Annotated in this window: 14 protein-coding genes; all 14 read left to right on the top strand. The window is 48.0% G+C overall.

All coding sequences use genetic code 11. From position 1 onward, the window contains the following. Positions 1–9: 9 nt before the first annotated feature. The 14 genes from DYD21_RS17905 (at position 10) to DYD21_RS17965 (ending at position 22946) form a co-directional block, all read left to right on the top strand. A complete protein-coding gene (locus DYD21_RS17905) occupies positions 10–1767 on the top strand; it encodes a phage tail sheath C-terminal domain-containing protein (RefSeq protein ID WP_116038385.1) in 1758 nt (585 codons plus the stop codon). Positions 1768–1884: 117 nt separating this feature from the next. Beyond that, on the top strand, positions 1885–3366 hold the full coding sequence (locus DYD21_RS17910; protein ID WP_116038386.1) for a phage tail sheath C-terminal domain-containing protein: 1482 nt from the start codon (positions 1885–1887) through the stop codon (positions 3364–3366). Positions 3367–3438: 72 nt separating this feature from the next. Continuing rightward, entirely contained in the window at positions 3439–3873 is a 435-nt protein-coding gene (locus DYD21_RS17915) for a phage tail protein (protein ID WP_116038387.1), read from the top strand. 13 nt (positions 3874–3886) lie between these two features. Next, positions 3887–4354 (top strand): phage tail protein, encoded by a 468-nt coding sequence (locus DYD21_RS17920; protein WP_116038388.1) that lies wholly within the window; start codon positions 3887–3889, stop codon positions 4352–4354. An 18-nt stretch (positions 4355–4372) separates the two neighbouring features. Continuing rightward, on the top strand, positions 4373–4534 hold the full coding sequence (locus DYD21_RS21155) for a DUF5908 family protein (protein WP_158607360.1): 162 nt from the start codon (positions 4373–4375) through the stop codon (positions 4532–4534). A 7-nt stretch (positions 4535–4541) separates the two neighbouring features. Then, positions 4542–5333: a LysM peptidoglycan-binding domain-containing protein gene (locus tag DYD21_RS17925; RefSeq protein WP_116038389.1), complete on the top strand. Its 792-nt coding sequence runs from the start codon at positions 4542–4544 to the stop codon at positions 5331–5333. A gap of 11 nt (positions 5334–5344) precedes the next feature. Next, positions 5345–7087, top strand: a complete 1743-nt coding sequence (gene vgrG / locus DYD21_RS17930; RefSeq protein ID WP_116038390.1) for a type VI secretion system tip protein VgrG — start codon at positions 5345–5347, stop codon at positions 7085–7087. 228 nt (positions 7088–7315) lie between these two features. Next, positions 7316–7594, top strand: a complete 279-nt coding sequence (locus tag DYD21_RS17935) for a PAAR domain-containing protein (protein ID WP_116038391.1) — start codon at positions 7316–7318, stop codon at positions 7592–7594. A gap of 6 nt (positions 7595–7600) precedes the next feature. Next, positions 7601–8008, top strand: coding sequence for a GPW/gp25 family protein (locus tag DYD21_RS17940; protein WP_116038392.1), 408 nt, complete (start codon positions 7601–7603; stop codon positions 8006–8008). Positions 8009–8011: 3 nt separating this feature from the next. Next, the gene (locus DYD21_RS17945) at positions 8012–11503 is read left to right on the top strand and encodes a baseplate J/gp47 family protein (protein ID WP_116038393.1); all 3492 of its coding nucleotides are present in this window, start codon (positions 8012–8014) and stop codon (positions 11501–11503) included. 11 nt (positions 11504–11514) lie between these two features. Continuing rightward, positions 11515–16485 (top strand): hypothetical protein, encoded by a 4971-nt coding sequence (locus DYD21_RS17950; RefSeq protein ID WP_116038394.1) that lies wholly within the window; start codon positions 11515–11517, stop codon positions 16483–16485. Positions 16486–16497: 12 nt separating this feature from the next. Then, the gene (locus DYD21_RS17955) at positions 16498–19941 is read left to right on the top strand and encodes a carboxypeptidase-like regulatory domain-containing protein (RefSeq protein WP_116038395.1); all 3444 of its coding nucleotides are present in this window, start codon (positions 16498–16500) and stop codon (positions 19939–19941) included. A 3-nt stretch (positions 19942–19944) separates the two neighbouring features. Next, a complete protein-coding gene (locus tag DYD21_RS17960; protein ID WP_116038396.1) occupies positions 19945–21600 on the top strand; it encodes a contractile injection system tape measure protein in 1656 nt (551 codons plus the stop codon). Continuing rightward, positions 21567–22946, top strand: a complete 1380-nt coding sequence (locus DYD21_RS17965; protein ID WP_199535595.1) for an ATP-binding protein — start codon at positions 21567–21569, stop codon at positions 22944–22946. The genes DYD21_RS17960 and DYD21_RS17965 overlap by 34 nt, the downstream gene beginning before the upstream one ends. The last annotated feature ends 60 nt before the right edge of the window (positions 22947–23006 follow it).

Genomic DNA, 23006 nt, shown 5'->3' on the forward strand with positions numbered 1-23006 from the left:
AACGCCATCATGCCCGATTATAAAACACCCGGTGTCTATATTGAAGAGATCTCAACTCTGCCGGCTTCCGTTGCAGCTGTCGCCACCGCCATCCCTGCATTTGTAGGCTACACACAAAAAAAAGAACGAAATGGGGAGACCATTCCAGACAATACTCCTGTCCGTATCACTTCGATGCTGGAATACCATGAAATATTTGGCATGCCGTTCGATGAGCAGTTTGCTATCACGCTTACACCCAATCCCGATGATCTGGATATCACAGATATTTCGATACCTGATCCATCAGGAATGTCGCCCTACCTGCTTTATTACCAGCTGCAGATGTTTTATGCGAATGGCGGCGGCCCCTGCCATGTAGTTTCAGTAGGAACATACGTAGATGCTCCCGCATCGTCATCCGACATAAGCGTGGGAGACCTGGAGGGGGGAATCACCGCATTGGAACAGGAAGATGAGCCAACTTTGCTGGTCGTTCCGGAGGCTGTTCACTTAGATTCAACCGACCGAACAGCCATTCATAATCAATTGCTGGCTCAGTGCAATAAACTGCAGGACCGGTTTGCCATTATGGATGTTTTGGCTAACCCCGACACCAATACCGTAGAGGAAGATGCTGCCGCATTCCGTGATGAGGTGGGTACAAGCAATCTGAAGTATGGAGCGTCCTACTATCCTTCGCTTAAAACCAGCCTGAATTACTATTACAAAGATGCTTCTGTGCTGATAACCGATGATCGTCCCGATGGACCGTATCATTTGAGCTCGTTGAGGGTAATTGGTGAAGGGGCCAATTACGCAATTGGGCAGATTTCATTTGCCGGCAATGATGTTGTCGGCGATATATTTGACATTGATGGTGAAACATTTGAAGCGGTAGCATCTGAAGGGGATGACCCGGTTACCGGTGATTACGGTTTTGTGCGAGGATCCGGCCCGGCTACAACCGCAGCAAGCCTTCTGGAAGCCATACAGGCAGCCGGCAATGACAACTACACCGCTGAGCGATCCAGCGAAATTATCACCCTTACGGCTACGGCTGAAGGAACTGCAGGGGCGGACATCGTTCTTACCTATACCGACAATGGAGGCGGGGAAGGCAGTGTATCCGGAGACGACACTTTTGATATCATAGATCCGGACAAAACACTCTACAATAGGATTAAAAAAAAGCTCGAAAGGCCAGTTGAACTATATCCGTCCGGGGCCATGGCAGGTATATACGCCCGAGTAGATCGTCAGCGCGGCGTATGGAAAGCTCCGGCAAATGTAAGTGTTAATCGTGTGCGAGAGCCCGGCCTGCCCATCAGCAGCCAGGACCAGGAGGGGTTAAATATTGATGCCAATTCCGGAAAATCGATCAACGCTATCCGCCAGTTTGCCGGTAAAGGAACACTGGTTTGGGGAGCCCGAACCCTGGCCGGCAACGACAACGAATGGCGTTATATTCCTGTAAGACGGCTGTTTATCTTCATTGAGGAGTCAATCGAGAAAGCCACGGAGTTTGTCGTCTTTGAACCCAATGATGCCAAAACGTGGCTTCGCGTAAAATCGATGATAGAGAACTTTCTGGCAAAACTTTGGAGAGACGGAGCCCTGGCAGGTGCCACCCCGGATGAGGCATTTTTTGTGAAGGTGGGCCTGGGGCAGACGATGCCCCCTCTCGACATTCTTGAAGGCCGAATGAATATCGAAGTTGGCCTGTCTGCGGTGCGTCCGGCTGAATTTATCATCCTGAAATTCTCTCATAAACTGCAGGAATCGTGATTGACAACTACCCAGAATTATTCAGGAGTGGTCCCCTTTTTGTCTCATCAGGAAAGGAGACTTTTTGAGAATTAATTTTAAATCAAACTAAGGAAATAACCACCAAATCCCACCACTATGCCAGACTATAAAACTCCCGGCGTTTACATTGAAGAGATCTCCACACTGCCCGCTTCTGTAGCAGCAGTAGCTACCGCAATTCCCGCCTTTATTGGCCACACGGATAAAGCCGGCAAAGGGGATGACCCAGAGGAGCTTCGCGGCGAACCCACCCGCATTACCTCCATGCTTGATTATATCGACATTTTCGGCGGGCCAAATCCAGAAGAGCTCGATGTGACCGTAACCGATACTTACACCGGAACGGACGGCGAAGAGGCAGAAATGATTGACCGGGCAATTACAGGAAATCTGCCTGACCCCATCAGCAACTATAAAATGTACTACGCCCTGCAGATGTTCTTTAACAATGGAGGCGGCCCGTGCTATATCGTATCTGTAAACGATTATGACAACGATGTTGAAGCCGGCGACGATGACACCACACCTACGAATCTTCTTGGCGGGCTAAAAAAGCTTGCAAAATATGACGAACCGACTCTCATTGTCTTTCCTGACCAGATGGGAATTGTTGCCTATAAAGATGTATATGAGGCCGCCCTTGCACAGTGCCGCACTCTGCGCGACCGCTTTGTGATTATGGATGTAAAAGAGGTAACGGATGATCCCATTGCTGATGCAACCACATTCAGAGATGACGGAATTGGGATGGGGAACCTGAAATATGGCGCGGTGTACTATCCCTACCTGAAAACCAGCCTGAATTATGGATATAACGATCAATCTAACGATGAACCAACCTCTTTAAGCATAACTCACCGAAAAGAATATGTCGGTTCAGGCAACCCTTCCGGACCAGCCGGAGTTCCAGGTGATACTACTCCGTTTCTTTATGATATTAGCAATGAGGATCCAAACCTCTATCGCTCTATAACCGCCGAACTATCCAAATTACGGGTTGACCTGGCACCCTCGGCCGCAATCGCCGGAATCTATGCGAGAGTTGACCGCCAGCGCGGTGTCTGGAAGGCACCGGCCAACGTGGATGTCCGCTCGGTTGTTGGCCCTACCCTGAAGGTATCACACGCCCAGCAGGAAACCCTGAATGTGGATGCCGGTTCCGGAAAATCGATCAACGCCATCCGCACGTTTACCGGCAAGGGAACACTTGTATGGGGTGCCCGAACACTGGCCGGAAACGACAATGAGTGGCGCTACATCCCCGTGAGGAGACTCTACATCTTCGTGGAAGAGTCCGTGAAGAAGGCCACTGAATTTGTGGTTTTCGAACCGAACACTGCCAATACCTGGCTGCGTGTAAAATCGATGATCGAGAACTTTCTTTCGAAGCTTTGGAGAGATGGTGCCCTGGCAGGGGCCAAGCCAGAAGAGGCTTTCTTTGTGCGCGTAGGCCTTGGGCAAACCATGAACGCGCTCGACATCCTTGAAGGACGAATGAATGTTGAAATCGGGCTTGCTGCTGTGCGGCCCGCCGAGTTTATCATCCTGAAATTTTCTCACAAACTCCAGGAGTCCTGATATTTCGAAATGGCAATCCACACATTCTAATATCCAAATACGATTAAACCAATAAACCAAACCTGAACGATTATGGCTGTTAATTATCCAGTATCCGCATTTCACTACCAGGTTGAGTCCGGAATGACCCGTATCGGGTTCACCGAAGTCACCGGGCTGAACGTAGAACTACAAACCATCGACTACAGGGAGGGCAGCTCGCTCGATTACCAGGTGAGCAAGATGCCCGGCATTCCACAGTACTCCAATATCACCCTGAAGCGGGGCATATTCAGATCAGACAATGAGTTTTTCCAGTGGCTGAACACAGTAAAAATGAACAACATTGAGCGGCGTGATATCACCATCAGCCTGCTGAATGAAGAGCATGAGCCGGTGATGGTCTGGAAAGTTCGGGAGGCCTGGCCCTGCAAAGTTGAGGGTCCGTCGCTCAACTCCACCGGTAACGAAGTGGCGGTTGAGTCGATTGAACTCTGCCACGAAGGTCTTGTTATCGAAACTCCATAACCGAATATACACTATGGCTCAGTTTCATCCGCCCACCGGTTTTCATTTTTTGGTCAGGTTTGAGGGGCTTCTGCTCTCTTACCCCGGCATTCCTGATATCGGGTTCCAGGAAGTATCCGGAATCAATGTGGATATCGGGGTGGAGGAGTACCAAGAGGGCGGCGAAAACCGGTTCGCGCACAGGCTGCCGCAGCCGGTAAGCTACCCTAATCTTGTGATGAAACGAGGTATGCTGATTGGATCGCAACTAATGCAGTGGTTCAGGGAAGCCGTGGAAGGATTTACTTTTGAAGCAAATGACATCACTGTTGTGCTGCTTAATAGTGATCACATTCCGCTCCAGGCGTGGAATTTCATCAATGCCTGGCCTGTAAAATGGTCGGTTGATGGTCTACACGCCGAAGAAAACAAGATCATGATTGAGAGCATTGAGTTTGCCTACCAGTATTACCGTCGGATCGATCCCACATCCATTTTATAACTATAAAAACTGACCACCATGCCTATAGAAGTTCGTGAACTTGTGATAAAAGCCGTTGTGAACAACAACGAAAAACCGGTATCAGGGAAAAAAGGACATGATAAACAAATCTCCCAAAAAAATGTGGAAGCGGGCCTGGAAGAAGTGCTGAAGCTAATTAGAAACCGAAACGAGCGATAGCAAGAAAATGGGTTTAAAAGATATATTTTCCCCACAAGGGAGCCTCGAGAAGCTAAAGATTACCGCTTTTGAGGATGATGAATATTCAGCAACAACAGCCACCTACGTGGTGATGTATAATCCCACATCGTTCAGCTACAGGGTCACCTCCGACTGGCTCCCTGAAGAAGGAGTAGTTCCTGATGCCCGACAGCTGCAATTTCGGGCCAACAAATCAGACAGCGTCTCTTTTGAATTTCTGTTTGATGCGACGGGTGCCTCTCCTCCCGGAAACGATATGTCCGGCGACCTGGAACTCGGCTACCTTGGTGATAACAGCATCAACGACGACCTGATCAGCGATGAGCGTGAAAGCGCCATTGAAATTATTCAGGAAGATAAACATGTAGACCGGGCCATTACCCGCTACCTGGAAATCACACAAAATATCCAGTCATCTACCCATACACCAAACTACCTTCAGATTAACTGGGGAGCGTACCAGTTCCGGGGAGTGGTTCAGGATACAACGATCAGCTACAAGCTCTTTAATTCTGCCGGTCTTCCTATCCGTGCCACGGTTAGTTCTAACTTTGTACAGTCTCTGTCACGGAAGGAGCAGGCGGCTCTGGCGGGACGGGAATCAGCGGATCTTACCCATAAACGGATTGTAAAAGAGGGAGATACCCTGCCGCTGCTGGCTAAACGAATCTACGGTGATCCATCTTTTTACATCGAAATTGCAAGGGTAAACAAACTGAAAAATTTCAGAAATCTAAAGACAGGGCAGGAACTTATTCTGCCACCTGTTCAAAAATAAATTAACCTACTGTGCCTGTAATACCCACACAAGCCAATACAAACCTGGCAACCTTCCGGATCTTTTCCAACGGCGAAGAACTGCCCGATGAAATAGGTCTTTCCTCAATTTTCGTTACCAAAAGTGTGAACAGTATTCCAAAAGCAACCATTGAACTCTTTGATGGAAGCCTTGCCAATGAAGATTTCACTCTGAGTGCCGGTGAGTTGTTCACCCCGGGTAATGATATTGAAATCAAGGCGGGATACCGGTCTGTTGAGGATACCATTTTCAAAGGAATTTTGATAAAACACGGCATTGAGGCAAAAACAAATCAACCCTCCAAACTTCGGGTTGAACTGCGGGATGTGAGCGTTAAAATGACTATTGGGCGCAAAAATCGATATTTTGAAGACGTGAGCGACAGCGAGATCATCGAAGATCTGCTGGGCAGTTACGGCCTTGATTCAGATGTAGAGCAAACGGCCGTCACGCATAAGAAGATGGTTCAGTATTACTGCACCGACTGGGATTACATGCTGACCCGTGCAGAAGCAAATGGTCAGCTTGTGTTTACGGATGATGGAAAAATCACAGTTAAAGCGCCTTCTCTCGGTGATGAACCAATTTTAACACTGCATTACGGCCAAAATGTATTTGAGTTTGAAGCCGATATGGACGCCCGGGATCAATACTCCTCCACCGTTGGAAAATCCTGGGATTTTATCAAACAGGAGGTTACAGAACTTGAAGCTGATAACAGTGCATCTGATGCCCACGGCAACATTTCAGCTGCTGACCTGGCCGGGGTAATTGGCCTCGATAACTGGACGATGCAACATAATGGACACCTGCCTGACCAGGAACTGCAGGCATGGACCGATGCAAAACTGATGCGCAGCCGCCTGGCGAAGATTCGCGGCAGGGTGACCATCATTGGGTTTACCGACATCAAGCCGGGACACACCATCAACCTTGAAGGGTTTGGCGATCGTTTTAACGGAAAAGCTTTTGTCTCATCTATTTTTCACGAGTTTGCCGCGGATAAAAAATGGATAACGCACATTCAATTTGGACTCGATCCTCAGTGGTTTTCACACAAATATGACGACATCATCGAAAAACCTGCGTCTGGTCTTCTGCCTGCTATCCAGGGTCTTCACCAGGGGATCGTCACAGATCTCGAAGATCCCGATGGCGAGGGACGTGTAAAGGTTCGAATCCCGGTGATCAGTACAGAGGAAGCGGGAATATGGGCACGACTCGCCACACCAGACGCCGGAGCAGGCAGAGGTATCCAGTTTTACCCGGAGCCGGATGATGAAGTGGTGGTGGGATTCTTTAACGACGATCCGCGCGATCCGGTAATTTTGGGAGGGATTCACAGCAGTTCAAAAGCACCGCCCTATGACGTTAACGAAGATAACTTCGATAAAGGAATTGTTACCCGCGGCGAGCTAAAGCTAACGTTTAACGACGATTTGAAGAGTGTTACCATCGAAACCCCGAACGGAAATAAATTGATCATTAGCGATGATGAAGGGACAATCCTTCTGGAAGATGAAAACGGAAATAAGGCACTTCTGGGCAGTGACGGAATCACTCTTGAAAGTGCAAGTGACATGATCCTGAAAGCCTCGGGGGATGTGAAGATTGAAGGGACCAACGTGGAAATTGCTGCCAATGCGCAATTCAAAGCCGAGGGCAGCGCAGGGGCCGAAGTTTCCTCCAGCGGCCAGGCCGTGCTGAAAGGATCGATTGTACAGATTAATTGACCTTTACAGGAAAAGTATACTTTCGACAAATACTCATGAACAAGAAATTTGGGGAGATAAAAGGAATCATAATGAATCTTTTAATGGCGACAGATACAATTTCGAATGTTACTCATTACATAGCCCCCCTCCATATGGAGTGTTTTTGCGAAATAGGAGCCTGTCCGACTACCGGCGGAAGGGGACGGGGGTGGGTCAGAAATATCAATTACCTAATTGGAGGAATATATGCCCGCAGCAGCCCGAATGTCTGATACTACAACCCACGGCGGAACCATTGTTGGACCCGGGGAGCCTACCGTTCTTATTGGCGGAATGCCTGCGGCAGTAATGGGTGATAACCATGTGTGTTCGCTGCCGCCAAATTCCCATCAGCCAACCGTGAGTCCGTTTTTGATAGGAAGCACTACCGTAATGATTGGTGGTAAACCGGCTATCCGTGTCGGTGATACCTGCCTGTGCGGGGCCGGCGCTGCTGTGGGTGAACCAACCGTAATGATAGGATAGAAAAATATGAGTGAACAGAACTCCATATTAGGCCGCGGATGGGCATTCCCGGTGCGCTTCAAAAAAGGCAGTTTTACAGCGGAGCTTTCCGAAGATGAGAAAGATATCCGAGAAAGCCTGATTATACTTCTGAAAACAAGCCTGGGCGAGCGTGTGATGCGGCCTGATTATGGTGCGAATATGGAAGATATGCTCTTTGAGTCGATCAACGTCACTACTGCGAGCATCATCATAAACCGGCTCAAGCGTGCCATCCTGTTTCACGAACCGCGGGTAAAGGCCAATAATATCGATCTGGTGCCAGATCGTGCCGAAGGACGTATTCAGGTTACCCTGGAGTATACCATTATCGCTACCAATTCGCGGCTGAACCTCGTATTTCCCTACTACCTCGATGAAGGAACTAATATTTAATTTATGAGCGACAATTGCCGACATAGCAACCTATTAAAACGCAGCGGTACCAGCCGGCAGGACAGGCTCCTGAAGGCTCTGATTCCGGAGTATGTGGCAGTTGATGAACGTAAAATTGAGGATCTCAAATCCTTTGTACGCGAATATGCAAAACAGATTCAGTACTACGATTACAACCAGGATCCTGATGAATCCCGGCCCGACTGGGAATCATTTTTTGATAAGCAGATCGACCCGGAAAGATATACCGAACCTCATTACGCGCTTTTCATGGCGTTTCTTCAGCTTTTTAAAATTGCACGTGATGACCTGAACCAGATCACACGAAAACACCTCGACTTCTACTATCGCGACGTGCTTCAGCTTCGGGAAAAGCAGCCTGTCCCCGACCAGGTATTTCTGATATTTGATCTGGCCAAAAATGCAGAACAGCACCGGGTGGCAAAAGGAACACAGTTAAAGGCCGGAAAAGATGAGTCCGGCGTTGAGCTGATCTATCAAACAGACCGTGAAATTGTTCTGAATAAAGCTGTCGTAACAGATCTGAAAGCTATTTTTAAAGAAGAAAACAGCAGGATGTACGCCTCACCTGTCGCAAATTCAGCCGATGGTGAGGGAGCCGAGATTGAATCATCAGAAATGAACTGGCGGACATTTGGCAAACCGACTGGAGACTGGCCGGATCAGGACCGCCCGCAGGCGGAAACGGGCTTTGCTTTTGCCACTCCGCTTCTTTTTTTAGCGGAAGGAGAACGGGAGATTACTATTACCCTTACACTGAAGGAGAACAGTTGCAATACGGTGGGCAGCGAGCTGAAAAAACTATACGGGAGTAAACCATTTCAGGTTCAATTTAGCGGCGAAGAGGAGTGGATTGAACCACAGTTAAATGATGAGATAGCAGAGGACTGGACTATTACAGCCGCAATTGTTGAACGGATCTTAGATTTGCTGAACAAGGCGGAAACATGGCAGGACATTGCAGGTGTTAAACCCAGAACCGGTCCGGTTTTTGACGATCCTTCCACTGGTCACAGTGGTTCCCGCCCGGGATATGATATCGGAAGAATTACGGCGAATGAAATTTTGAATTACCGTAAAGATAAGCTTCCCAGTGGACGATTTAAATCACTTGAGGAGGTTAGGGCAGTACGAGGAGTTGGGGAGGATAAGATCAATGACCTGATATACACATTCCGAAAACCAATAAACCAGACACTTGTTGTTCCGGATAAAAGGCAGATTATTATCAAGAGAACCATTACAAAAGATCAGGGTCCAATCGTAAAATACGTACAGAATGATGGAGATTTGTCCGATCCGTTTGTGACTGATTGGCCGGTTGCCAAAATTACCTTGCAAACAGACCAGCATCCTTACCATTATGACACTCTGAAGAAGTTTGAAATTGAAAAAGCAGATATATCCGTCCATGTCTGTGAGGTGCGTAAGTTAATCGTGCAGAACGATCAAACTGTGCTGGACCCGGGTAAAGATTTTCAGCCTTTTGGGATGCGCCCGGTAAAAGGCTCCAATTTTTACATCGGCAGTCGGGAGGTCTTTTCTAAAAAGCTGGATAAATTGAAGATTCACCTCAAATGGCACGATCTGCCGGATGAAGATGATGGCTTTGAAAGCTATTACACCAAATATACCGGTCCGACCCGCACCAACGACTCCTTCCGGACCAATCTTTATATGCTCGATCAAAAAAAATGGAAGCCTCTCTTTGCGGAATCGGCTTCAACCGCTCTCTTTCTGCATGACGGTGGTAAGCTATATGAGGAACATCTGATATTAATAAATGATACGGAAAAATTGACGGATGTTCAGCGGGATCCGGGCCTTAAAGAATTGGACTCATTCAATACTGATACCCGAAAAGGTTTTTTGAAAATGGTGCTGGCAGGGCCGGATTTTGGGCATAAGGATTTCCAGCCGTCATACACAAAGGCTGTTATGGGAGCATTTGAGGAGGGTGGAACTTTCGATGATAGTGCTGAACTTCCAAACGAGCCCTACACCCCGGTTCTGAAAGAGATCTTTCTTACCTATCAGTCCTCAGCAGAATTCGATCTGACAAAACATTCATCAAAAAATAAAGAGAATAAGATACACGAACAGTTCTTCCATGTGGGTCCATTTGGCGTTTCGGAGCAGCGAAAAGAAAATCACAGCGCCCATGTAAAATTATATCCACAGATTGATAGTGAAGGAAGCCTCTATATCGGGTTGGAGAATTTCACCGCCGGGCAGACGCTTTCACTTCTATTCCAGGTTGCCGAGGGCAGCGCTGACCCCGATCTTGAGCCTCAGCCTGTTCGATGGAGCTATCTCTCGGACAACCGGTGGATCCATTTTGAACCATTTGATATCCTGTCCGACAGCACATCGGGCCTGCTCACATCCGGTATCATCCGGTTTAGTGTACTCAAAAAAGCTTCCGACCAGAATTCTATTCTACCCTCAGGCCTGCACTGGCTCAGGGCTGCCATTACCAAAGATTCAGACGCGATTTCTGACATTATTCAGGTATCGGCCCAGGCGGTAACGGCAACTTTCAAAGATCAGGATAATGATCCCAGCCACCTGAAAAAGGCTCTACCCGCTGAAACCATCAGCAAGCTAAAAAATGCCGATTCAGCCATTGGCGGAGTTGAGCAGCCGTTTTCCTCCTTCGGCGGAAGTACCAAAGAGAAACAGAACGATTTTTATACACGGGTAAGTGAACGCCTTCGCCACAAAAAACGAGCAGTTACCTTCTGGGATTACGAGCGGCTGGTACTGGAAGAGTTTCCCTCGGTCTATAAGGCAAAATGCCTGAATCATACCCGCTATACCGGGAGCCTGGATACCTATTCAGAACTGGCACCGGGCCACGTTACGCTGGTTGTGATTTCCAATGTACGTAACAAAAATGCGGTAGATCCACTACGTCCTAAAACCAGCCTGATTACTCTCACCAAAATCAGCCAGTTTCTCTCCGGTATAAACTCTTCCTGTGTGGATCTGCATGTTAAAAACCCAATTTATGAAGAGATCAAAGTGAAGCTGAACGTAAAATTCCACGAAGGATTCGATAATGGTTTTTACGGTAAGCAGCTCGAAGACGATCTGAAAGGATTTCTCTCTCCCTGGGCGGTTGATGCCGGATCCACACTTGAGCTGGGCGGCACCATTCACAAATCGGTCATTTTAAATTTTGTGGAAGAGCGGGCCTACGTGGATTTTCTCACTTGTTTTGAGACGTGGCATATCATTTTTGATCCGGCGACCGGTGAAGAGATTTCCCGAAACAGTGTAAACCAGGCGGAAGCGAGTACGGCTGTATCCATCCTTGGCTCTACCGGGCAAATGGGGCACTATGGAGATCATGATATCACCGTGCTGGAGTCAGACGATTGTGAATGCCCCGACAATGAAATTCAGACAACAGCCACGATCGCTTCAGCGGATGACTGTGGCTGTGAAGAAGATCAACAGTTTAAAACGTAAGAATCAAATGAATGGATGAACCTGTAACCATATCAAAACATGCTCCGGACCAGAAGAGTATGGATTATGAGCTGCTCCGCCAGGAAGCCATCAATTACATTCAGACGGTTGCTGGAAAAGTGTGGACCGATTTCAACACCCATGATCCAGGAGTGACCATTCTTGAGGTGTTATGCTATGCCATTACCGATCTCGGTTATCGCACATCTTATGATATCAAAGATCTCATCGCAACGGACCCGGACAGCCCTGAAAACTCTGCAATTCAAGATTTTTTTACAGCAGCTGAGGTTTTGCCCAGTGCTCCCGTCACCGCCAATGATTACCGCAAGCTGATGATCGACGTAGCGGTAAAAAGTTCAGAAGCCGGGTGCAGCAGTGTTGGTGTAAAAAATGCATGGATCGAAAAGGCGAAGGGACCGGAACACGATATCTATGTGAACAAACAGGAGAGCCATCTGGGCTTTGAGCCGGAACATTCGGGGGATGAGCCGCTGGATCTTAAGATTTTGCATAATGTGTTACTGGAGTTTGATGAGTGCGAGACCTATGGCGACCTGAATGACAACAAACTCGTCCGTGATTTTATCCTTACTGAACACACTCCCGACCCGGAGCTTGAGGGACTCATCATCCGGGTTGAGGTGGAGTTTCCACGCTGGGATGATGAAGAAACGGACTTTGAGGATGAGCAGAGCATTGCCGGAGAAATACGCGATATCTACCTCACCTTTCTGGATGCCGGTGGAAATTATACTTTTAGTTACAGCCTTAACTCCGTAAATGAGGTGATTCTTTCAGGTACAAAAATGTCGGTATCCGGCCCGGTTCCAATTGCAGGAATAGAGCATCTGACACTGAAACTGAACCAGTTCATCTATGATCCCAATGAAGGGATAATTCATTTCTATCGCCTGAAGATCGCAAAAATCCGGGAGATCGCCGACCAGGTGGAAGCACGAGTGAATGCCAATCGAAATCTCTGCGAAGATTTTATGCAGTTCAACGCGCTGCGAATTGAGGAGATTATCGTATGCGCAGACATTGAACTCACGGCCGATACGGACGTGGACCGGGCCCAGGCTGAAATTAACCACGAAATTGAGCGATTTCTATCTCCGACGGTTCATTTCTATTCTCTAAAGGAGATGACCACCCGATGTTTTGATCAACACCGCTACGACCTCACAGGTGTGGATACACAGCAAAAGATCATCAGCATAGCGGGAGTTCCAGACCCGCTGCCGGAACCCGGTGCGATCGTCACCATAACCGGGTCAAACAATAATAATGGTCAGTATACCGTGGCCTGGGTTCATGTCAATCCGGAAAGCGAAAACCGGCTGGATATTTTCGTGCAAGAGACGATCCCATCGGATTTCCTTTCAGATGACGATCAGCTTATCCTTGCAGATCTCGAACAAGAGCAGTGCTCTCCCACAGAATCGATCTTTGAAGGGCCTTTGCTGAATCATGGATTTATCGATGACAACGAACTTAAACAGGCCGGCCGCAGAAAAACGATTTATGTGTCGGACCTCATTCAGATCATTATGGACGTTCCCGGTGTAACAGCGGTCAGGGATATCCAGATTGCCAATCTTCCACAGGATAATGAAGATGGAAGCATCGACACCAAAAGTGTGAAATGGTGCCTGAAGCTTGCGTATGATGAAAACTATGTTCCAAGACTGAATTCAGATCGTTCCAGGTTTACATTTTATAAAGATCAGCTTCCTTTCCGGGCCAGCCGGCTGACGGTGGATGGGATGATGTCCGAACTTCGATCGGCTGAGCGGCCTCAAAAATTTTACCCGTCGGGACCCTACGATATCGCGCCGCCAAAAGGGGAGTATAAAAACCTGGAAGAGTACTCGACCATACAGAACGATTTCCCTCTCGTGTATGGCATCGGTGAAGAGGGAGTACCCACACGCAGCGACCAGAGTATCGGGTCAGATCTGCCCACGGAGATTGATGCCCTGCAGCTCAAAGGATTTTTGATGCATTTTGATCAGCTCCTGGCCAACTACCTCTCGCAGCTTGCTCACGTGAAAGAGCTGTTTTCGATGAATCCTCAGAAAGATGAGTTTGGGAATTTTGTGATTGGCAGGACCTATTACACGCAGCCTCTTTTTGATATCGTCCCCGGTTCGGAGAAACTCTATTTTGATGAAGACGGCCATGCGGCTGATTTGAAAGCCATTGCGGAATCCCCTGAACAGTTTCAGGATCGCCGGAACCGGTTTCTCGATCACCTGATTGCCCGGTTTTCGGAGCAGTTTACCGATTACGCACTGCTCACAAGCCGGCTTTCCGGATCAAAAGCACAGGAGGAGCTGATAGAAGATAAGCTGGCTTTTTTAAACGGCTATCCCGAGTCGAGCAGCCGCCGGGGCACGACTTTTGATTACCGGGATCGCTACAGGTTGTGGCATAAAGATAATATTTCAGGCCTGGAGCACCGCGCCGGTCTGCTCACCGGTATTGATGAGCGAGAGGCTTCAACACTTCATTTTAGTCCGAATTTCAAAATCACAGGTTCAGAACCGGAACTCCATTTTTCCATTGAAAACAGTTCTGCTGAAAGTGTTCTGAAATCACCATCACCATTTGAAACAGAAGCTGATGTAAAAGAAGCGCTCGAATCTGTAATAGTTGCGGGTCTGCATAAAGATGTGTTTGAAATTTATTCTGATGACGGTTCAGCCTATCGGTTTCAGCTTGTTTGTGAAGGCGAAACCATCGCCGAAAGCACAAAAGCCGATTACACATCCGGAGCTCCCGGCGGCGACGCAGACCTGGCAATTGATGAGACGGTTGACATTCTTACCGCGGAGTTTTTTGAAAATCCGGAATCAAACCGGCACAATCTTGTCTCCCCGCTGTTTAACTATTTCGATTATACAATTCAACTGGATATGGAGGCGAACCCGCCGGAGTTCACAATCGCCTATGACCTCTATAATAAACCGTTTGAATTTGGATCCGGTGATTCGCTCCTGACCGGTGAATATACCGGGGAAGGCCGACCAAAAGAGCCAGCTGCTATCGAGGAATCAGATCCCGCAACATCAACATTCAAAGTTGCAGGCAAGATAACAGAAAACCTGGTAGAGGGTGATGTGGTACTGGTCCGGAACTCAGTATCAAATGATGGCGTGTACACGATCTCCGCCTTTTCAGAGGTCGGAGATTCCACAGAGATTATTGTGGATGAGTCAATTCCCTCAAACACCGGACCGCTGGGCCAGCTTCTTTACAACATTGAAACAACAGGTGGACTAAGCGAGCTGGCTGAAGAAACGGTAGAAGACGTATTATGGCGGGTTGTCAGTTTTGGTGTTCGGCGGACTAGCTACCGGTTCAACCCATCTACTCCACCATATACTTCACCCTACACGTTCCGGATTTACGATCGCGGCGGAAACCTGCTGGGGGAAAGCGCACAGTTTGATTTCAACGAACAGCCTGCAAATGAGATTCAATCAGTGGGTAGCGGAACAGTTTTCATCTCAAATCCGGATGATGAAACAGAACGGGAAGAGTACAACACGGTAAATGCCACGGCCCGCGGTCCGGTGATCGATGTGGAACTGGACACTGTTCCAACCACCCAGCCGAAGCCCGGATGGCTTCTGGAGATATCCGATTCATTTGAAGTGACTGCGCTCGATCAGGCCGGGCAAACATTTACCGTAGATGGTGATGTAACGGACAGAATTTCTCCCGGAGAATCAATAAAAATCTCCGAACATGCCTCTAATGACGGCAGCTATTTGGTCCTGAGGATCACATCGGATGGTTCAGAAAGCGAGATTGTTGTGAAGGAACCCATTCCCTCCGGTAAGCGCGGAGTAGATCCGTTTTTTCTTAGTTACTCCAAATCGTTCGAAATAACGAAATCATCCGGAAGCGTTGTCACCATCAAAGGCGGCGCTGATGAGCTGGCCGTTGAGGCAATGATCCGGTTCCTGGTGAAAACGTTTTACAGCCACGAGGGAATGCATCTTGTGGAACACCTGCTTCTAAGGCCCAAAGTAAACGGACCCCATTTTGTGGATGCGGATACTTCCACGCTTTCAGACGACCTGGACAACCCGGGGATCCTGACCTTCACCCGGCAATTCCCAATCGCTGCTGCGGATATCTCATCACGGACATTTTTAATCGAAGGGGATATCACACCGGACCTTTCAGCCGGAAAGGAGATTGTCGTGGAAAACACGCCCCTGACCAACGGCTCGTTTACGATCACCTCATTTACGTTTAGCGATCCCCTTACGGAAATTGTGGTACATGAGGTGCTGGTAGAGGAAATTGAAGCTGCATCACCAACCGGAACTCTCTCCTACCGTATAGAGAACCCGATCGCCGATGTTGATGCGGATCAGATTACGATTACCATCTCCGGAAATGTTGCCGAATCAATTTACGCGGGCAGTTTGCTTGAGATTTCAGGTTCTGAAGAGGGCGAAAATGACGGACGATACGCGGTTCTGAGCGCAGCAGATGCCGGGACTGATACAGAAATAGCCATCGAAAAAGTGGAGAGTATCGTACAGGATAGACTTTTGTCTATCAACCTGGATGAAGAGTGCGAATGCTCACTTACCGATCCCTACACCTGTATGGCGCATGTGGTGCTGCCCTACTGGCCGGGCCGTTTTATTAACAACGACTTCAGAACCTTTTTTGAAAAGACCCTGCGCCGCGAAGCCCCGGCCCATGTCTACGTGAATATCTGCTGGGTGAGCAACCGCCACATGGCCGTATTTGAGCGTGCCTTCAAACGGTGGCTGATCGAAAACAGCAGGGCCGCCGCAGATCCCGTTTCCCTGTCGAATGCCCTTGGCGAGTGGATCAATAGCATTGAACAGCTCAGAAACGTCTATCCCACAGGTACGCTGCACGACTGCGATGAAGATGAAAATCTTGAAAACTCCATCATTTTAAACCATTCCGTTTTGGGTGAACTTTAAATCCAGCCTATTATGAGCACTATAATCAACACATATCCGGTTTTTGAAAGCAGCCAGGTTCTTACCAGCTCCCAGCTTAATCAGGTGGTCTCTTATCTCGATCAGCAAGGACGCCTCACCCGCACACGGCTGATTGGCATGGGCATTGTCTGTGGACTGGAACTCAGCTACGACGATTCAGGAGGTGATCTTCATATAACCATATCGAAGGGTACCGCCGTCACTTCTGAAGGGTACCTCATTAAGCTTGGGAACTGCGTAACGTCCTGGTATCGTCCCTATAGCCTTCCGGAAAGCGTAAAATACGCACCGTTTGACAATACAGATCCGGCCATCACTCTCTTTGAACTACTCCGGGAACAACCGGAAGATGGTTCTGATGTGATTTCACTCAATTCCGATCCCGGTTTCCTGGACGACAAATTCGTCTTGCTGTTTCTTGAAGCATATGACAACGACATCAAACCATGCCTTGGCAACACCTGTGATGAGCTGGGGATCGATCGTATCTTTACGATTCGAAAACTCCTGATCAATAGGGATGACCTGGATGAACTCCTGGAACACTCCGCAAACGTGGGGAATCTCTACCCGAAGAAGTTTGATCTGCCGGATATGGTGATGCCGCGCACTCTGTTTGATCCCGATGCGGATCACAGCCAGGAGGTTTCGGCCTTTACCAATCATCACATTTCATCCATTCATCCGGTTTTCACCGTCCTGTTTGGTGAAAAAAACGGTGATGGTGCAAGAACGCCGGGAGCCCTGCATCAAAGCTATTCGGTGTATGATCTTCTGCTGGGAGCGGAATACGGTTTTGAAAATCCGTTTGGCAGCATGGAAATCAATGGTCTGATTGACGACTTTGAAACCTATCTCGCAGACGCATCGGATTCAGGTACAAATACGCCCGGAATACAGTACTTCTCCGATTTTATGAAGGATCTGATACTGGCCTACGATGAATTCCGGGAAACCGCGTTTGAGCTGGTGTCCGAATGCTGCCCGGATATGTCCCGTTTCCCGAAACATGTGATGCTGGGACGTGCAGCAACAGAGCATGAGACACCGGAGGAGGTCGCAGAATATCGCCATGGGTTTGTTCAGCCGCCCATTTACAACCACCAGAAATACCTGATGGAAAAAGCGGTGTCACTTCACAAACGTCTCGTGCTGATGGTTGAATCTTTCAGCCTGGATCTTATTCAAAACCCGGATCCCGATGGCGAAGAAATGAATCCGCTGCGAATCACGCCGAGTGACGAAAAAAACACGCCGCTGAGCCGGCGATCCATCCCTTTTTATTACGACATCAAAAGCGAGGGTCAATTCACCGAAGATGATACGCTCGAACAGCACTGGAATTTCGATCTTGCCAGGAGAGCTGGGCCGGGAGAGAATGTCGAGGTACTGAGTTATCACAACCAGGCGGAAGATCAGTCAGAAATACTGAGTCCAACCGAAACGCCGCTTTATTACGATTTGGATAGCTATCCGTTTCTTCGGATTGAGGGACTGCTTGGCCGCCACCACGGAGAGATCATCGAACGCCTGCAATCCTTACAAAGGACATTTAACCTTCCGTTTGATGTAACCGCTCTACAGCTTGATCCGGAAGCCAACCTGCTGAGTCCCGACTACAGCTGCGGATTTGAGGACTTGCAGGAGGAGTATAAATCAGCTCAAAGTAATTATTGCGGCTTCACCCGGGATTTGATGCAGTTGTTAAGATTTGCAATTGAACATCAGGAATCCCTTTTCGGATCCGATGAAGAGACCACCGAAGATCTGCACAGTCTGGGTGATATTTCGAAATCCTTCCAAACAGTATGCCGGCAGCTTCCCGAATGTCTCGATGAATTTAGTTTTGTTGATTTCCAGCAAAGCTATAAAGAAGCCCTTCAACAGCTTCTCCATTTTATTCTTATCGAAAAGCGATTGCTGGAAGAGATCGATTTTAACGAAAGAGAAGACAGTGAGCTGGTACAGGCCATTAACGGTTTCATTCAGCATCTGTCTCCGCTTCTGTATCGGTTCGTGGATCTGTTGTTTTATAACACATTTTTGCGGGTGTACTTGTCGTTCAGACGCCGGGAGTATTACCTGCAGCAGAAGAACGTTTTCTCATCCTATCTTCGAAACCATCCCGGGGTTGTTCACCAGGCCGGAGTTCCGAAAGGCGGCACGTTTATCGTGCTGTACAACAGCGCCGAAGAGCCCGCCGTTATCGGAGATTTTTCCCTCCCCTATCTGTGCTGTGGCACAGATCACTGCATCCCAATGTGTGATGAACGGGACGGAGATTTTGTTCCCGATATTCCACCCTTTGCACGGCCAGATTTTGTGGTAACTACAATCGGCCGTCCGGTTGAAATTCGAGTATCCGTAAACGATTATGGCATGGAAAACCGGCCTCTGGCGGTGGAAATTGAACAGGAAGAGACAGAAGGCGGTTCTATAAGTTTAACCGATGAAGAGGGAACCATTCTATACAGACCCCATGAAGTGTTTCAGGGTGTGGACCGGTTCTACTATATTCTCATTGATAGAGAAACCGGAAATTCTGACCAGGGCCTTGTCACTGTTTTAGTAAAAGAGGAAGATGTGGACCGGCGATCCGGTTGCTATCCTCCCGAAATTTTAACTTGCTGGGCGGATGGGGATGTGGATAAACTTTTAGAAATCTATCAAAGACGCGAGCCTGATGACCCTGTCGGTGATGATATTCAAACCGTCGCTAACGCACTTCATCAAAGTTTACGCAGAACAGGAGGATTTACAGATAATGAACTGGATAGGACCACAAGACTTGAGGATCCTGAGGAACGAAGGTTTTTACTCCAATGTATTTATCCGGATTTGTCGACAGAAAATATAGAACGGGATGAGCTTGGACGAAGAATTCGACAATACCAGGAAGAAAATTGCGGGAATCATGAAAACCCCTGTACGGTCACTGAGGTATGGGGCCAGGTTGTAGATCACAGTACTGGTGAACCCATTCCTGGGGCTACCATAATGGTAGAAGGAACCTCGCGTGGTGCAACAACAGATATGGAGGGAAATTTTTATTTAAATCTGGGTCAAGCTGGACAAACGCTAAGAGTCAATAATATAGGATACACAACTCAGAGAGTTGATATTTGTCATGAAGCAGAAATCCAGATAATGTTGCAGGAAAATGAACTTAGAACTGTGGGCATAAATGTAAACTTCTTAGATCGAAGAGAATTGGTGAGAATACTCGATCATCGAAATATAGGTACTGATGATGTGCAAAATGAAGAAGAAGCATTCACAAAGCTCAATTCTTCCGAAAGAGGTAATTCACTGACCAGGGAAGAATTACAATTTTTGAAAAATGACACACTGAAAAAAACGCTGGATGACAAAGGTATATCGTATTTATCGCAAGATAATAAAGATGATTTAGTTAATAAATTATTAAGAGGGTAACCAATGCCATCCCAAGAACATATCGTTAACCGGCAAATTCTGGACTTTTCATTTCCTTCCAGGCAGGCCGCGATGGATGGACAAAACAGGCTCAGTCAGATCTTTAAGCGAGATCTTATTCCCCTGATGCAGCAGGTGTTTGACGAGGTGGTTTCCCCGGATGATCACCTGAGAATCCGGCGGCTTGAGGTGGACCTGGGCGAACTATCAGCCGGTAACTTTGAGAAGGAGCTTGCCGGTAAACTCACCTCACAACTTGAGGATCAGCTTCGCAGGCACCTACAGTACGCTCAAACAAACAGGACCAGCGACCGGGCCAAATCTACCCAACTAAACGATCAAAATGCTGTAGAGGTGCGAATCGCATCATCTCAGCAAAAAGCGATTGAGTTATTTACAACCTTCATCCAAACAGGCCGATATCCCTGGTGGGCCGGGAAAACCACCGCAGCTTCCCCCGATCAGCTTGCCAGGTTGCTGGTCGATGAAAAAACCGGGGAATTTAAAACGCTTTTTACTACGCTTTACCAATCCGAAGTTTATAGCCGCAGGCTGATCCACCAGCTTTCAGACTCCACACTGGAACAGATTCTGCTGCTGGCCGGGAATCGTCTGCCGAACGCGAAGATTCGCTCTCTGATGGATGACTTGATGAAGCTTCACACCATTTCTTCGCTGGTTCCCCTGAACCGGGCCAATTTCAGGCTGCTGGTTTGGCGTACAGTTTTCGACATTTGGGTGGAAAAAGATGGCTATCAGAAACACATCCACCCTGAAAGATCAAAACCTGGTTCTACACCATCAGACAGGAAGAGAAACCAAATTAAAAAATCTCTGGAGTTTTTCCTGTTCTGTTTTTTAAACAAGCTTGCTGTTAGTTCCGGGAAAAAGCATCTCCAGCCTGGCCGACAACACTACCTGCAATTGCAGATCCGATTCCTGCAGCGCAGTGTGTCAGCCGCCGGCATGCAAGGAGGGCCACTCGGGAAGTTTCTACATTCAGTGAATTCTGTTAAACCGGCAGAATGGAAATCTATTGAGCAGGAAACTGGAATTCAGTATGATATCAGGGGAAAAGAAGCCTCAAAAGCGGGTAAACAGGTTCAGGATAGTTCTCAAAAAATGGATAAGGATAGAAAGATCGACTCAAAAACGGAGGTCGACCGACTCGAGGTTAAAAATGCCGGGCTGGTTCTGATCGCCCCGTTTCTTCCCATCTTTTTTGACACACTCGGTTTGCTGAAGGAGAAAGAATTTATCACCCCGCAGGCTGCTGAACAGGCCGCCCTCATCCTGCAGTATATCGTTGCGGGAGACACTGAAATGCCCGAACATGAACTGATACTGAATAAAATTTTATGCGGTATCGATATTGATGAACCTCTGCCACAACATCTTGATATCGGAGACCGGGAAATTGATGAAGTAAACAACCTTCTGGATTCTGTGATCGAACACTGGTCGGCACTGAATGGGACGTCCGTCCAAGGGCTTCGTGATACATTTATCAACAGGGAAGGTACGCTTGCGCCACAGCAAAATGGCTGGAAACTTTTCGTGGAGCGAATCACCCCTGATGTACTGATTGACCGGCTGCCATGGAGCATATCCATCATTAAACTACCATGGACGAACGAAATCATCCAAACAGAATGGTAAAACGGAACATACAACATAATGCCAGGGATATTGGAGCTGAACTGGACTGGTTCAGACAAATTCTGAAAGTACGCTCGAAGCTAAACGCCCGCGAGGAGACAGAAACTGATGATGTGTACACCATCAAACCGCCCGTTTTTAATGGAAGCCGGTCGGCCTACTCCAAATTCATCAAAGAGTATAAACTCGATTTCGAGGAGCGATTTCTGGTAATCCTGGCACTGGTCCCCCACATCAAACCGGAATTACTGGATCTTTTTTTAGCGAAGAATCGAACAACAGAACAGATTTATACGGAATTTGGGGGCAAAAAAGGAAAGCACCACCACGGATTTCTGCCGACCGGGGAAACGGCAGCCTTCATCCTGGCAGGCAGTGATCTTGAACGGCGTTTTTCTATTCAAAACACGTTCGATGCAGATCGTACATTTTCGAAATTCGATATTCTCAGTCTGGAGGAGATGGAGAACGGGGAGCCTCCCCTCAGTGGTGCACTTCAGCTATCGCGGCAGGTTCTGGATCTGTTGATCCTGGGTGAGCATCGAAAGCCACAGTTCAGCACGGAGTTCCCGGCCCGGCTGCTCACTACAAAAATGGATTGGAATGACCTGGTACTCAGCGATTCCATCCTGGGGCAGCTTACCGAAACCGAAACATGGATTCTTCATCGCGACACGCTGATGAAGAAGTGGGGAATGGAGAGAATACTGAAACCCGGCTACAAAACCCTTTTCCATGGCCCCCCGGGAACAGGGAAAACGCTAACGGCAACACTGCTTGGTAAAAAAACAGGCCGGGATGTCTACCGTATTGATCTCTCGCAAACGGTTTCCAAATATATCGGGGAAACGGAGAAGAACCTGTCCCGAATTTTTGACCGCGCTGAAAACCGGGATTGGATTCTCTTTTTTGATGAAGCGGATGCCCTATTTGGAAATCGTACCGCCACGAAAGATGCGCACGACCGGTTTGCCAACCAGCAGGTCTCCTATCTTCTGCAGCGGATTGAAGATCACAACGGGCTTGTCATCCTGGCATCCAATCTGAAAAACAATATTGACAGTGCTTTTCTGAGACGCCTCCAAACCCTGATCCATTTTCCAATGCCGGGAAGCAGGGAGCGTTTAATGCTCTGGCAAAACGGGTTCAGTGATTCAGTCGAACTGGAGTCAAAAATCGACCTGGAGGCGATTGCAAAAGAGTACGAACTCTCGGGCGGAACGATCATCAACATTATACAGCACAGTTCGCTGAAAGCCCTTGGCCGGAAGAGTAACAGGATTAAACAGGCTGATCTGCTGGAAGGGATCAAGCGGGAGCTTCATAAAAACCGACGAACGCTTTAATTATTGAGGGTTATTATGTTTACAGAACCATTACAAAAACTTCCGGCAAGACATAATAAC

Source organism: Rhodohalobacter sp. SW132 (genome assembly GCF_003390325.1).
GTDB lineage: Bacteria > Bacteroidota > Rhodothermia > Balneolales > Balneolaceae > SW132.

What these genes read in the sequence shown, in the direction of transcription:
- DYD21_RS17905 (WP_116038385.1), top strand. Translation starts at nt 10, where the DNA reads ATGCCCGATTATAAAACACCCGGTGTCTATATTGAAGAGATCTCAACT.
- DYD21_RS17910 (WP_116038386.1), top strand. Translation starts at nt 1,885, where the DNA reads ATGCCAGACTATAAAACTCCCGGCGTTTACATTGAAGAGATCTCCACA.
- DYD21_RS17915 (WP_116038387.1), top strand. Translation starts at nt 3,439, where the DNA reads ATGGCTGTTAATTATCCAGTATCCGCATTTCACTACCAGGTTGAGTCC.
- DYD21_RS17920 (WP_116038388.1), top strand. Translation starts at nt 3,887, where the DNA reads ATGGCTCAGTTTCATCCGCCCACCGGTTTTCATTTTTTGGTCAGGTTT.
- DYD21_RS21155 (WP_158607360.1), top strand. Translation starts at nt 4,373, where the DNA reads ATGCCTATAGAAGTTCGTGAACTTGTGATAAAAGCCGTTGTGAACAAC.
- DYD21_RS17925 (WP_116038389.1), top strand. Translation starts at nt 4,542, where the DNA reads ATGGGTTTAAAAGATATATTTTCCCCACAAGGGAGCCTCGAGAAGCTA.
- DYD21_RS17935 (WP_116038391.1), top strand. Translation starts at nt 7,316, where the DNA reads ATGCCCGCAGCAGCCCGAATGTCTGATACTACAACCCACGGCGGAACC.
- DYD21_RS17940 (WP_116038392.1), top strand. Translation starts at nt 7,601, where the DNA reads ATGAGTGAACAGAACTCCATATTAGGCCGCGGATGGGCATTCCCGGTG.
- DYD21_RS17945 (WP_116038393.1), top strand. Translation starts at nt 8,012, where the DNA reads ATGAGCGACAATTGCCGACATAGCAACCTATTAAAACGCAGCGGTACC.
- DYD21_RS17950 (WP_116038394.1), top strand. Translation starts at nt 11,515, where the DNA reads ATGGATGAACCTGTAACCATATCAAAACATGCTCCGGACCAGAAGAGT.
- DYD21_RS17955 (WP_116038395.1), top strand. Translation starts at nt 16,498, where the DNA reads ATGAGCACTATAATCAACACATATCCGGTTTTTGAAAGCAGCCAGGTT.
- DYD21_RS17960 (WP_116038396.1), top strand. Translation starts at nt 19,945, where the DNA reads ATGCCATCCCAAGAACATATCGTTAACCGGCAAATTCTGGACTTTTCA.
- DYD21_RS17965 (WP_199535595.1), top strand. Translation starts at nt 21,567, where the DNA reads ATGGACGAACGAAATCATCCAAACAGAATGGTAAAACGGAACATACAA.